The sequence below is a fragment of the Spirosoma daeguense genome, from assembly GCF_054776875.1.
In genome coordinates, this window is the sequence record NZ_BAAHBF010000003.1 from 47,101 (window position 1) to 62,024 (window position 14,924).

Here is a 14,924-nt window from a genome sequence, read left to right on the forward strand (position 1 = left end):
AAGGCCGAAGAATGCAGGGGAGACTGCTTCTTCGGCCTTTCTGCGGTTTATGGGTAGTAGACTGTAGACTAGGGAACTCTCACCAGAATAGCCGCTTCATCATCTTCGCCGTTCTGGTACCCATTGCCGGGTGTTGAATCTGAATCTGCTACGTCACTATCAAGGATTTGTGCCTGAATCGTTCCGCTTCCAGCAAGTTGCCATTTTAGCGAAACTGTAGTGGATTTTCTGGCTTCGAGCGCGTTGATGTACATTTTGTAGGTCTGGCTATTAACCTGAATCCATCCTGATTGACTTTGCGGACTGAACGTACCGTTGGGCAACACAACCTGCACTACTATCGAAGCGGCTGATGCTCCACCTCGGTTCATAACTGTGATCGACGTAGTAACTAATTCGGCAGTTGTGGCGGTAAGCTTGTCGGCTTTCATCGATAAACTTAGATCGGCCGTGTTGATGTCAGTTAGGGGTTGATTGCCGGACACAACGGGTAAAGGAACCTGATTTTGGTTTGCAGAAGCTATCAGTCCGCCATCCAACGTAGTACGTACTTCCAGAGTTGCGGCATCATCCTGTCCATCGCCCGTACCCGAATTTGGCTGGCTATCAGGGTCAGGTGTTTGGCTCGACGTGACTTGCGCCGACGTAGCAAAGGTGCCCGGCTGCGTAGGACTTGCGTTAAAGCTGATGGCCGATTTTGCATTGGCGTTGATGGTTCCCAGATTGGCACTGACCGTTCCGTTGGCAAAACTTACGCCCGGTGAGCTGGAACCCACGTACGATAACCCGGCGGGTAAAATACTGGTAAGTTGGACTCCCTGCGCATTGGTAGGCCCTGCATTTGTTGCGGCCAGCGTGTAGGTAATAACATCGCCAACGTTAGAAATTTTACTGCTTACTGCCATACCAAGCGATACGTCGGCACTTCCCGAACCTACCGTTACGTTGGCCTGACCCGACGTAGCACCCAGACCGCAGGAATTTGCTACGTTAGCGAGCTGATACGTAGTAGTGGCGGTTGGCGATACCGAAATCAGATGCGGGTTCTGATACGTAGCGGTCACCGATTGTCCGTTAGTCAGCGTAAACGCCCACGGAGCTGGCCCCGTAAACGCAACCGGCAACTGCGCCGACTGCCCCGCGCTCACCAACGCATTTCCACTCAACGTAGCCGTAGTAGGCTCCCCAATTTTCACTTCAACCGGATCAGACTCTGCCTGACAGGAGCCTTCCTGCGAAACGACTGAATATAGACCTGATTGGGTTGCGTAAAATATGTAACTGGTTACGTTTGGGATAACAATACCGTTACGTTTCCATTGTATAGTTCCACTATAACCGGAGACGTTTAACTGGGCACTATTATTAGTGCACAGTTGGGCAAATTGTTTTGGTGCTGATAGTACAGGTTTCGCTATTTTGTTGCCAAAATTTACGTACACTTCTTTTGAAAGCCCTGTACAACTGCCATTTGTAACACGTACAGAATAAGCACCTGATTGATTGGCATAATAATAACTATTACTGTTGGTGATTGCTGCTCCATTTCTATACCACTGATATTGGTAATTACTCAAATAGACATCAGAAGCATCCAGATAAAGTGATGAACAGGCGTCGGCTGTTGATCTATTAAACTTTATTTTTGCCTGAAGAGCATTGCTGAATGTGAATGAAACCGGCTGAGATATTGCTGAGCAAGAACCTGTTATTAATCTTACCGTGTAACTTCCTGATTCAGTAGCTCCATAGCTACCATTTGTTGCGCCAGGAATATCTACCCCGTCTTTCTGCCATTGAATGCTTCCGCCCCTATAATTAGCATTTAATACCCGGACTTCACCGGGACAAGCAGATGTGCTATTATAAGAATGGTAAATACTAGCCTTTATTGGTTCTTCTCTCAATACAACTGAATTGCTGAATGTCTGGCAATTACCCTGCTTTAGTAAAAAGTAGTAAGTGCCCGCTTGATAGGCATAATAGGATTGGTTTGATGGACTAAGTGTAGTAAGAGCAGTTCCATTACGATACCACTGGATTGAGTACCGGCCATTTGAATTATCAATACCCATAGAAATAGAAATACCATAGCCCGAATTAGCACAGATTAGGGAATCACTGGCAATGGCACGTGCATAGAGAGACTGACCAAACTGAATATTCACGGAGGAGGATGTTGTACTACACGTCCCATCGACCACACGAAATGAATAATTACCTGTCTGGCTGGTTGTATAGGTATAGTTCGTAGCTGCACTAATATCTATATTATCTCGCTTCCATTGAAAACTGGCTGTCTCTCCAATATATCCGCTATTTAATGTTATAGGGCTATCCGAACATTGGGGTGTTGACGGGCCTGATAAAAAGGTACTTATGTAAGAATGTATAGCCAAGTTGTAGGGTTGACTGGATGCAATTGTACAACCGGCTTGTTTAACTGTAACCGAATAATTTCCGGCTTGAGAGGCTATATAAGTTGAAGATACTATTCCGCTTATTGGGCTTCCATTCAAAGACCATTGATACGAATCGGCACCCGAAGTTGATGAATTATTGTAGGTCAGTAAGGAAGTGGTTAATCGAGCCGAACTGCCTGTGCAAATAGAGTTACCAGAGCTACCGATACGATCATAAATTCGAACGGTTGTTAAGTTTCCAATCGACAGTGCATCACTTACCAAACTCTCAACTTCCGGATTTGTAGAAATGATTTTTACTCGATAGTTCGTGCCGTGAGGCAGCGCGTTATAGGTACTCGGTAACGTAGCAGAAACAGGACTGGTTGTGCCACTGCCAATTTTTAGCGCATTGGTGAAATTGCCGTTGGCATCCGAAAGCCAGACATCGAATTTATTACCGTTTCCGAAACCCGGCCCCGACGTAGTGAACGATACATTGAATGTATTTCCTGCACAAAGCGTAGCGTTTGATACGCCCGTTAACGCAACGCTTGGCAGGGTGTAAGGAATAGCAAACGCATCGCTTGTGAACAGACCACGGCCAAACGTAGCAGCCGCTATACGCCCATCGCTACGTCGGTATTTGAGCATATTCACCCGGAAGTTTCCTAAACCGCTGCTTGTCGGTTCCCAGCCAGGGTTCGAAGCGGTAATGTTGGTTGTTGACCATACGCCGAGTTCGGTTGCCAGCAATACCTGTAGTCGATTCTGCGGATTGAAAAGAGCGTAGCGTACAGGAATATCAGGAAGCCCATACCCAGTCTCGTCTTTGCTAATCCAGAGGTTGCCGTTTGTAGCCGTATACCAGACCGATTTAACGCCGTAGTTAGAATACGTAACAAGCAACTCGTTATCATCTACACCCACATCGATGCATGACACCGAGCCATTTTGCAGATACGTATTATTACTGAGTGATGTTACGGTAGGCGTTGGCTGGTTGAGGTTAGTTACCTTGTAGATCAGGCCATTAAACGTACCGATAAACAGTGATTGCTTATCAGGGCTGAGTTTGAAAACAGAAGCAGTACCAATGCCCGGAATCGATAAATCGGTTGTGGTTACGGTGCCGCCGATGCCACTAAATTTGCGGATTTGAGATCCATTATTGTACCGATATGCATAAAGCGTTTTGGATTGGCTATCATAATCAGCAGGGTTGTTAGACGTACCACCCCCTGACCAACCAATATAAGTTGAGCCACTTCCATTATAACGATAATAATCACCGAAATAAGAAGATATAATCTGAATAGTGGGGTCTTCTTCATCAATAAAAACGACCCCCGCATCAAAGTTACTGTTAGCAATAACGCTACCTGCCGACAGATTAGGGTTGGGTACTTTTACTGTTCCGGCGCTTGCTGTACCGCCTATCAGGTAAGCATTACCCGCTGTTGCCTTCATCGCTACTGAATAAAAACTACTGGTCCGGTAGCCCGTATTTCGGTCGATAACCGTTGGAGCTGTTGTGTTATTATCGCCCCAGTTTGCCGACCAGTTAACTCCCTGATTGCTACTAAAAATAGCACCCATTCCATTGGGCTGCATCAGGAGAAGGTGCTGATAAGGCGTATAGTTTGAGGCTAATAGTGTCGAACTCCAGGTACTTCCGCCATTGGTAGAGCGATACCAGTTCGTACCGCCCGCGTAAACGGCATTCGGGTTTGTCGGATTTACGGCCAATGCCAGACCGTAGCTCCCATTGCCATTCGTGAAAAAAGTGGTTGAGGTATACATCGGTACGGCCATGTCAGTCCACGTAGCGCCACCGTTTACGCTTTTCTTGAACCAGCGCAAATCCTGCCCATAATTGGTGGAGTTATAAGCGTATGATGCTCCGTAAAGCACCTGACTGGCTCCTGCGGTTGAAAGAGCTAGTGCTAATTCAGTACGTCCACCACCAGACGCTCCCGGTGGTGTAATTTCTGTCCAGGTTGTGCCAGTAGCATCGTTTGATTTGAAAACGCGGCTCGGGTTGAATCCTGCGTACAGAATACCATCAGCCCCAATTTCCAGATCCGTTACGTTGTCGTTGGAATAATTACCGGAAATGCCACCCACGCCAATCAACTGCCCCGGAGCCAGTGCATAACTCCAGCTCGTGCCGCCATCGGCTGATTGTGCTACGCCATATCTTGTGGCAACAAACACTTTTCCGGTACTACTAACGACAATCCGTTGGATGTATGCTAATGCCTGAGCCACACCCGGAAACGTACCGCCCGGAATCGTGCTGCTTAGGCGAGTCCACGTAGTGCCGCCGTTGGTCGTTTTCCAGATACCACCACCTTGTATACCATCATACGTATCGCCCGTACCGGCATACATCACCTGTGGATTTGATGGGTCGGCGGCAAGGGCTGTGATTACTATGTTCTCCCAGCCATCACTAACGGGCGTCCACGTAGCATTGGCATCGGTGATGTCGTTGGTATACCATAACCCGCCAATTATACTTCCCGCCCAGACTTTCTTACGAGCCGGATCATTCAAATCGAACAGCAGCGCACGAGTTTTGCCACCGATGTTGCTGGGACCACGTTCCTGCCACGTTACGTTCGGGATGACACTGTTCGTTTGCGCAGCAGGGCGTTTTTGCAATTGCTTGCGGGCGGCTTCGAGCCGTTCATAGGGAATTGTATCGAGTGCGGGATCAATTAACCGCCGACGCTCATCTTCGGCAATTCGTTGGAGAGTGTCAATGGGTTGATTTTGAGCGGAAATCAGGGAGGTATGGATACACAAAAGAAAGCCGACTATCAGCCGACAGCAGGTAGAAAAGGGCATAGAAGATAAGCTACGGATAGTACTTTATTTACTTCGCAAGGTACAAAATCCGGCTTACTTTTTAACCGTTTATTAATGATTGATGAAACATAATTAATGCACACGTATCGTTGCGCTCGTTTCGTCATCTTCGCCGTTCTGATAACCGTTGCCGGGCGTTGAGTCAGTATCGGATGGTGTTGCTCCTGCTATTTGGGCACGTAGCGTACCTGTGCTTGCTGGTTGAATCGATAAGGCCAGTGCAATACGTTGTCCGGCTGGTACAGAGCCAATTGTTCCGGTCACTGTTTGTCCGTTTACCGTTAAACCCGTCGAATTGGTGAGTTGCCATCCCGTTGGCAGCAACGCCTGCACTGTTACGTTACTGGCGTTGGCTCCGCCCCGATTGGTAACCAGCATATAAACCAGAACCGGGTTGTTGTTACTTGTTGTGATCCGGTCGGTAACGCAGCTTAAACTAAGGTCGGCCTTAGCTGGGTCGGTAGGTGGTTGATTCGTCTGGACGGGGGGGAGGGGTGTTTGACTGGGGTTAGGCGAAGCTGCAAAATAACCACCAGATCTGAGTGTGCGCATATCGATTGCAACGGCATCGTCCTGCCCATCGCCCGTACCAGAGTTGGGTTGGCTGTCGGGGTCAAGCTGGTTGCTGGCGGTGACCTGCGCTGCTGTCGAAAAAGTACCTTCTTGGGTAGCTTTAATCCGAAACAGGAAAGGAACCTGTGTGTTGGCAGCTATAGTGCCCGCATTAATAGTAATTGTACCACCCGCCGACGTAACGCTGGAGGAGGGTGTATCGACAAACTCTACGCCATTGGGGAGCACACTCTGAATCGCTACGTTGCCAGCCGCTAATGGACCTCTGTTTGCCAGGGTAAGGACAACAACAACAGGCTGTTGTGGGTATGGTGCGCGTGTATACAACGACATAGCCAGTGATAAATCGGCGCCAGTACAACTAGAAAGCGATTGACTGGGGGCACTCGCTACCGATGGATTTGAGGCTACTATCCTAATTCGGTAATTTGTTCCTGGCGAGAGTGAAGTTGGGAGTGTCGCTGTTATTGGGCTAGCCGTACCCGAACCAATTGTCGTTTCGTTGGTAAATGAACCATTTCCATCCGAAAGTCGAACCGAGAACGTATTACCAGAATTAACCGTACCTTCTGTTACGTCGAAGGAGACACTAACTGGCCCACTGATACAACTTATTGGTAAATTCGTAATTGTGAGCACGGGTGGAATTGGCCCAATGGGTTCCATAGCATAATACAGGATATTTCGTCGCCCCAAAAAAACAAGGTCATACCATAAACCTGGCCCTGAGTCGCCCTGCCGACGTACCGAAAAGCGATACCGGCCATTGGGTTCTACTCCGCCAACACCTCCCGCTATGGGCGGATAATTTCGGATGTATTTGAAATCAGCGAATTCAATATAATCGGGCGATTGTGAACTGTCAGGTGCTACGTTCCAGCCTGAATCGCTGAAACCACCGCCGTCGATACGTTGGATGCGAACCTCAACAGGGGCAGTGGCCTGTACCATGGCATAAAAACCATGACTTTCTGTCTCATAACGATACCCAAACCGACGAATAGCCGGGTCGGCAGTACCACCGCTAACAGGTAATTGCAAAACAGGCGGTAATGGGCTAGGATTGGCCGATTGTTGTACCGTAAACGGTTCGCTAAGGGTGCCTACTGTAACGGGATTGGTCGAAACGGTTCGGAATCGGTACTGGCCGTCGGGGAGATTGGATGGTAACGTAACCAGAATCGGGTTAGCGGTTGTTGGAGCCGATTCGTGGACCATCTGCCCATCGGTGGCCCGAAGAATTTGCGCAATGAATTGATTATTAGCTTCCTGAGGAACGCTACGTAGCGAAGCCGCCGTAATAACTTCCCCCGGTCTACGAACTAAAGGAAGCGTATACCCGCTGGTAATCAGCGATGATTCTTCGTTTGGCGTATAAGGAGGAACCGACTGAAAAAACGTATTCGCCAGTTTCTGATCCCAGCGATTGATAAATTCAGTCAGCCCGCTGCCTGACATGTGTATATCATCAGGGCGACTTTGCTGACCAACAATATCGTCGGTAGATGGCCCCTCATAGACATTCGGCAAATTTGCAATGAGCTGCTCCTGTGCCGAAATAATACCCGGGCTGGTTTGCCCAAGAATATAGCTGGCCCGCGACATTACCCACGGTAACACATTGCCATTGAGTTGTTGGCGACTTTTCTGAATAACGTAGGCCAGATTGTAATAATAGGCCGCATTGGATGTAGACGAATAGGTATCGGTTTCTCCCTGATGCCACAGAACCGCCCGCGCTCCCGTGCGTGCTACGTAGTGAAGGAGAACCGTACCAAGCCGCCGATAGACCGACGAACCCGGTGTGGTGCCAATAGTACCCGCTGCTGATTGCTGCCATTGAACACTCGACGTACTGCCCAGCGATGCCCCCAAAAACATGACCGGTACGTTCAGGCGTTGCACTAGTTTGTCGCCCAGCATACCCCACAAGTGCGGAGGCTGGCTAGGCCCGACGGCACTTCCGTAACTGACATTACTAAAACGTAGGGGAAGTAATTGGTCGCTGATGCTATCCAGTTGAATATCAATCGCCGATACCCGATCCTCAGTTGCACCTTGAACCCGCTGAAATCCACCGTAATGATTTGATTGACCGGCTACCACGAAAACTTCGCCCACACCCACCCGGTTTACGGACGTATTACCAACTACAGCCGAACCTGCTTTGGCACGTACATCCAGACGGTAAGAACCGGCTGTGGCTACGATAGTGCCGCGAAAAGCTGACGAGTTTGGCGAAATAGATAGAGAAGTCCAGGCTGTTACGTCTCCCTGTCCGGATGCCATCGGAACCACACGTGCTTCTACCAACGTAGTGCCTGCTGGAGCCATTCCGGTTACCAGAATACTCGCCCGATTGGACAGATTTCGCTGAAAAACCATCCGGGCAACAGGACTACTAACCACGAGCTGAGCTTCGGAGACGAAAGGATAAAGCCAGAAAAAAAACGACAGGAATCGTAAATAGTTAGTCATTGGCACGAACGGTATTGGCAGAAACCTAGCTTATCAAAAACCTGACTGATCAGGTAGTGAAAATTCTTTACAAATGTACTTATGGTAATCACTCTTCATTATCAATATCAGCTTTAAACAGGCTTAATGCAACTGACAATACCTGCTTTTCTACATAATGGTAAATTACTGGCTGATTAAAACTGCTCATTTTTTTAGTGAATGGTATTTGCGTTTTAGTCTGTAATAGCTGAATTTTGTTACTAAATTGAAACAGGGGCATCCTTATAAAGGTATGCCCCTGTTATTTTTAATACGAAACTGAGCCGAAAATCTACCGAGCTTCAACCGTTGTTTTGATTTTCAATTCGTCCATCTGCGCCTGACTGATAACCGACGGCGAATCGATCATTACGTCGCGACCTGAGTTGTTTTTCGGGAATGCGATGAAATCGCGAATCGAATCAACACCGCCGAAGATGGAGCATAACCGGTCGAAGCCGAAAGCAATACCACCATGTGGCGGAGCACCGTATTCAAAGGCATCCATCAGGAAGCCGAACTGAGCCTTCGCTTCTTCGTCGGAGAAACCCAGAATACTGAACATACGGGCCTGTAGCTCACGGTTGAAAATCCGGATTGATCCGCCACCAACTTCCGTACCGTTGATAACCATATCGTAGGCGTTGGCCCGTACGGCACCAAGGTCGGTTTCGAGCAGCGGAATATCTTCAGGTTTGGGCGACGTAAACGGATGGTGCATGGCAAACCAGCGTTGTTCGTCTTCGCCATATTCGAGCAGTGGGAAATCGAGTACCCACAACGAACTGAATACGTTCGGGTCGCGAAGACCAAGACGGCTACCCATTTCCAGACGTAATTCGTTCAATTGCTTGCGCGCTTTAGCAGCATCTCCCGAAATAATGAGCATCAGATCGCCGGGTTTCGCGCCAAACTGAACCGCCCACTTCTGTAAATCTTCTTCCGAATAGAACTTATCGACTGATGATTTTAAGGTGCCGTCTTCGTTATACCGAACGTAGATCAGCCCTTTCGCGCCAATCTGCGGACGTTTCACCCAGTCGGTTAATTCATCGAGTTGTTTGCGTGTGTAATGTGCGCAGCCCGGTGCGTTGATGCCAACCACTAGCTCTGCCGAATCGAATACGCCGAAGCCTTTGCCCGACGTCATATCGATGGTATCGAACGTACCTTTCAGTTCCGCAAACTTCATTTCGAAGCGCGTATCAGGCTTATCGGAACCGTAGAACCGCATCGCATCGGCATACGTCATACGCGGTACTTCGGCCAGATCGATACCTTTCACCGCTTTGAACAGGTGACGTATCAAACCTTCGAACATGTTCAGGATGTCTTCCTGCTCCACAAACGACATTTCACAGTCGATCTGGGTAAACTCAGGTTGACGGTCGGCGCGTAAATCTTCATCACGGAAACACTTGACAATCTGATAGTATCGGTCAAAACCCGACACCATTAGCAATTGCTTAAACGTCTGTGGCGATTGGGGGAGGGCGTAAAATTCACCCGGATTCATGCGGCTTGGTACGACAAAATCACGCGCACCTTCGGGTGTCGATTTAATCAGAACCGGCGTTTCAACCTCAATAAAATCCTGCCCGTCCATATAGAGCCGTGTTTGCTGCGCCATCCGGTGACGTAGCTCCAGATTCCGCCGAACGGGATTCCGGCGTAGGTCGAGATAACGGTACTTTAGGCGCAGGTCGTCGCCCCCATCAGTGTCGTCGTCGATCAGAAAAGGAGGGAGTTTTGCCGCATTTAAAATTTCCAGTGCTGTGACTTTCAATTCAATATCACCCGTTGGCAGGTTCGGATTTTTCGACTTCCGTTCGATAACCGTACCTGTTGCTTTCAGGACAAACTCACGGCCCAGCGAGCGGGCGATGGCGAATAATTCAGGGGCTGTCTGTCCGTCTTCAAGCAAAAGCTGGGTAATGCCATAACGGTCGCGCAGGTCGATCCAGAGTACTCCACCTTTATCGCGAATGGTTTGTACCCAACCCGTCAACGTAGCAGTTGTGTTGGCATTAGTAAGGCGGAGTTCTCCGCAAGTGTGCGTACGAAGCATGTGTTAAGAGTGAAAGATTGCGTGATTGGCCGACTGCGTGATTGAATAGCTAATTCCAATTCAATCACGCAGTCAGTCAATCACGCAATCATTAAGATTTGCCGCAAAGGTAGGTACTTTATGGGAACTGGGCATTCGCTCTTTCACTCTTTCATGCTTTCGCTCTTTACTTTCTATAGTCCAGCGCTGGTTTTCGGTTGCCGAGCAGGGCTTCGTATTTAAAATCGGCTCCGCGTTTTTGATTCCATTCGGCGGTAGCTTTTTCGATGAGCGACGGGGTTTTGTATAGATCAAGAGCCGTTAGCGCGAGTGCTTTGGCCGCGACAAGCATCCCTTTCTGCCCGATGCTCATGCCACTGGCGGCCGTCGATTGCCAGCTATGTGCCGATGAACCCGGTACCCACGTAGCGGTCGACAAACCGACGGTCGGTACTACCCAGCTCACATCGCCTACGTCGGTCGAGGCACTGCTGGTGGTTGTTTCGGAAGCCGTGCGGAAATCTTTGATTTCGGCCGCACTTTCAATCGGTACTTTTGGCCCGTTGAACGTAGTACTGATTTTCTGAGCAAATGCAGTCTCTTCGGGTGTGTAATTGATGCCGCCTACCGTTTGCAGATTCTGGTGCATCACTTCAGCAAGCGTTACGTTGGGCAGGAGATTGTAAACACCCCCAAGCACTTCCCATTCAACCTGAGTGCCCGTTCCTTTGGCGGCACCTTCGGCCGCATTTTCAATCCGTTTCCAGACACTTTGCAGGATTTCGCGGTCTTTATGCCGAGCGTAGTAATACACTTCGGCAAAGGCTGGTACTACGTTAGGAGCCTCACCGCCTTTGGTGATTACGTAGTGAATCCGCGTATCGGACGGAATGTGTTCACGCATCATATTCACCATGTAATTCATAGCCTCAACGCCGTCGAGTGCCGACCGACCGCGTTCGGGTGAAGCCGCTGCGTGGGCCGCAATCCCCTTAAACCGGAACTTGGCGTTTTTATTCGCCAGCGACGTACTGGCATCGGCGGCATTCGTGGCTCCGGGATGCCAGTGCAACACTACGTCGACATCCTTGAACAAGCCTTCCCTAACCATATACACTTTTCCTGAACCACCTTCTTCAGCCGGGCAACCGTAGATGCGTACCGTACCCGAATGTCCTGACTTCTTCAGCCAGTCTTTCACCTCAACCGCAGCCGCTACCGATGCCGTCCCAAACAGATTATGACCGCAACCATGTCCGCCTTTCTGTCCTTGAATGGGTGTAAACACAGGCTTTGCTTCAGTAGCCAGACCGGGCAGTGCGTCATACTCGCCCAGAATGCCGATGACGGGTTTACCGGAACCATAGGTAGCAACAAAAGCCGTTGGAATACCCGCTACGCCTGTCTGAACGTCGAAACCTTCTTTTTTGAGTTGTTCTACCAGCAGGGCTGCGCTTTTCTCTTCCATATAGCCCAGCTCGGCAAAATCCCAGATTTGCTTCGAAATACCCGCGTATTCCGGAAAGCGCTTATCCAGATCAACAATGATGGTTTTCTTGTCTGAGTCTACGGCTGGTGCCGCCGACTTTTTCGCTTTTGGCTGGGCAAACGTAAGTAAAGGCAGTAAAAGTGCTGCGGTCAGGAATTGTGTTCTCATAGGTAGGCTTTCAGACTGGTTGTATTTGGAGAAATAGCTTGTAAGCCGATAAAAATACGGCAAAAAGCTAATAAGGCCAATTATGTTGGCAGAGTGATATCTTTGTTGCTAATAATATAATCTGTCATGCTTCCTCACTTTGAAGAAAATTTATTGTCTGTTTACACAAAGAAATTAATCAAACTAAAACAGGGAGGAACGCCATTCGGCAAAGCCCCACACAAGCCAGTTCTGTTGATTACATTTCTCGAATTAATAGACAAACAAATCATCACCGAAAATCGGGTAACTATTACACCTGAGCTGGTTGCTACGTTCAAGGAAAATTTTTCACTGCTGGTTAAAACGGCGCACAAAGACGATTTTACACAACCCTTTTACTACCTGCAAAGTGAAGGATTCTGGTTTCTAAAAAGCAAAACAGGCAGCTTTATTGATACGTACATACGTAGCGTTCAAATCCTTAGTGAACGATTAGAATATGGCTATTTTGCTGATGATTTTTATAGGCTGATTGCTAATGTATCTGCCCGGTTATCACTACGCAATACGTTGCTAGGCCGCTATTTTGCAGACACAAAAACCGATTTTCTACGGGTGAAAAGTGGTGGAGCGAGCTATTTGAATAGTCTGGAATCGTATTTACTGAATGAGAAAGAAGTACCTTATGCAACAACTCTTCCTGTCGAAGATGAAGAAATACGGTTTGTGCGTGGCGGTTTATTCAAGAAATTAATTCCCAAAGTCTATGACTTTACCTGCGCCATCTCAGGCATGAAAGTCATCTCTGTTGATGGCGCATCGCTTGTAGAGGCCTGTCATATCGTGCCCATCAGTGTTTCGGGAGACGATAAAGTCACAAATGGAATCGCGCTTTGCCCGAACCTGCATACCGCTTTTGATCGGGGCATGATTGGCGTAGATGAACAGTTGAATGTAGTTGTATCCCCTCTATTGGCCGATAACGTAGCAAGTCCCTACAATCTGAAACAGTTTCACGGAAAACCATTACGTTTACCCTTCGGTGAAATACATTATCCGAAAATGGAAAGCTTCAGATGGCACATGCGAGAGCGATTTAAGCAATAAAATTTACTTGATACACAAATAAGTATCGCTTTAATTTTCAATAATCATACACGTGCTCAATGGTTACGTGTTCCGCTTCTACGTAGCGGATGGTCTCGTCTAACTGACCGACGGTAGTTACCAATGCTACCCGCTTCTGACCGGGTTTTGTAACAATAGGCTGGGTGAATACGACTCGAAAACCGGGTAAATTCGGTTGCCAGTTTTCGGGTGATAAGATGGTCATGAGTAGGGCGGAGTTGTTACCCGCAATTTCGCGGAACGTAACGCCTTGCCGAACCAGAGCCGATGCGGCCGGATGAAAAGCTTCGTAACGGGGGAGAAGCAGCAGTGCAGAACTGTCGGGGTACGTCTGTAGAAGTTTGGTTTTTTCGGGTAGAACGGCAGGTGCTTTGTCGACGATAACGGCGGTCGTGAGCAGGGCTTCGTCGTAAGCGGCTTTGGTGCCGAGTTTGATCAGATAACCGTAGCCCGCTTTTACCAGCAATTCAGTCAGTAGCATGTACTTACGCTCGCACTTGCGGATGAAGTGTGGCCCCCAGAACGTTGTTTCGCTGAAAAGCCGGGGAATGCGGGACATAAAATCGAACTCATACCAGGGCAATTCCCGAATAAAATCGACGTAATCCTGCGTAAACTGCGCGTTGAACTTGTCTTCGTCGGTCACTACGTTGCCATTAGGCGGATCGGTCAATCGGCCGACAACCGTTTCGTAAAGAGCTTTTAAAGCGTACTCGACTGTTGTGCTCACGCCAATTACCCAAATCATGACGTGATACCCCGTATTGAACGGAAACGCTTCCCGAATTTGTGCGTACATGATCCGGTAACTCTGCCAGAGCTGCCGCACGTGACCCATATAAGGAAACGTAGTGGTTGTATGTCGATGTGCGTAATCGGCAATTTCGGCAGGGCTGTGCACCAGAAACCATTCGGGATACGTCAGAAACGTCTGGTCGGCGGGGCGAATATGCTCGGCTGGCGTCACTGGTTTGGCATTACTCACCAGCCAGTCTTTCGGCACCACACAACCGTCTCCGGCGGCAATGGTCAGGTTATTCCGTTTTCCCCGGAAAAACAGAACGATGGCGAGCACGACCATAATAACCGTCAGAATCGGAAGTCGGAGCATGGTGAGTATCGGTTAATAAGTCCAGTTTAGATTGGCTGTTTGAAACACAATCTGACGAGTGCCCTGCCCCGCAAATTCAGCATCAACAACCATTGTTCGAGCCATTTTTAGTTGCTTGATCAGCGATTTTTCCGAGTCGAAAAAGATAACGTTGGCACTCCCGTTTTCGGCCGCTGAAAAACCATACGTAACAGCCGGTTTTTTATCGAAACGTATACGCGCTTTGCCGCCCTGAAAACTTCGGTTAAACTGCCCTTTCGATACCTGTATGTATACGTGGATATCGTTTTCGCGTTTCCGAATCGTTAGCGTAGCGACAGAACCGCCTTCGTAGGGAAATTCAAATTCAAGTAGTTTCGGCGACGTAATCGACGCTTTATAAACGTTACGTCCTTCGTTATCCTTTGTTTCTGAGTATTGCCACGTAGTATTTCCCGCTACGTTACCTTTGGAGGAAACCTGTGTTTTTGCTACGTTACGAAGAGGCTGAACGGCACTAGTATCCGACGAAACATTCATCGATTTGGTAATGGCTGATTGCTCTTTCGTCTTTTTATCAGAACAAGCAAAAATGATGAATATGCCTGTTAGAAAAATCAGATACCTCATGGACGATGAACGGATAATTTGATTTGTTTTTTGGCTCGTCCG

The 14,924-nt window shown here is 48.5% G+C and carries 7 protein-coding genes; 1 reads left to right on the top strand and 6 read right to left on the bottom strand.

Features of this window, described 5'->3' with window-relative positions:
* Positions 1-68: 68 nt before the first annotated feature.
* The 4 genes from ACYVD4_RS09520 to ACYVD4_RS09535 form a co-directional block, all read right to left on the bottom strand.
* Entirely contained in the window at positions 69-5,255 is a 5,187-nt protein-coding gene (locus tag ACYVD4_RS09520) for a hypothetical protein (protein WP_460944847.1), read from the bottom strand.
* Positions 5,256-5,348: 93 nt separating this feature from the next.
* On the bottom strand, positions 5,349-8,327 hold the full coding sequence (locus tag ACYVD4_RS09525) for a sialate O-acetylesterase (protein WP_460944849.1): 2,979 nt from the start codon (positions 8,325-8,327) through the stop codon (positions 5,349-5,351).
* A 313-nt stretch (positions 8,328-8,640) separates the two neighbouring features.
* Complete coding sequence (gene aspS, locus ACYVD4_RS09530; protein WP_460944851.1) at positions 8,641-10,416, bottom strand: aspartate--tRNA ligase; 1,776 nt, start codon at positions 10,414-10,416, stop codon at positions 8,641-8,643.
* 166 nt (positions 10,417-10,582) lie between these two features.
* Complete coding sequence (locus ACYVD4_RS09535) at positions 10,583-12,052, bottom strand: amidohydrolase (RefSeq protein ID WP_460944853.1); 1,470 nt, start codon at positions 12,050-12,052, stop codon at positions 10,583-10,585.
* Positions 12,053-12,178: 126 nt separating this feature from the next.
* On the opposite strand from ACYVD4_RS09535, the gene ACYVD4_RS09540 reads away from it, so the two are divergent.
* Positions 12,179-13,141 (top strand): HNH endonuclease, encoded by a 963-nt coding sequence (locus ACYVD4_RS09540; RefSeq protein ID WP_460944855.1) that lies wholly within the window; start codon positions 12,179-12,181, stop codon positions 13,139-13,141.
* 37 nt (positions 13,142-13,178) lie between these two features.
* Here the strand turns inward: ACYVD4_RS09540 and ACYVD4_RS09545 are convergent, their stop codons facing one another.
* Both ACYVD4_RS09545 and ACYVD4_RS09550 read right to left on the bottom strand, forming a co-directional pair.
* The gene (locus ACYVD4_RS09545) at positions 13,179-14,273 is read right to left on the bottom strand and encodes a hypothetical protein (protein WP_460944857.1); all 1,095 of its coding nucleotides are present in this window, start codon (positions 14,271-14,273) and stop codon (positions 13,179-13,181) included.
* Positions 14,274-14,285: 12 nt separating this feature from the next.
* Positions 14,286-14,882, bottom strand: a complete 597-nt coding sequence (locus ACYVD4_RS09550; RefSeq protein ID WP_460944859.1) for a hypothetical protein — start codon at positions 14,880-14,882, stop codon at positions 14,286-14,288.
* Positions 14,883-14,924 lie beyond the last annotated feature (42 nt).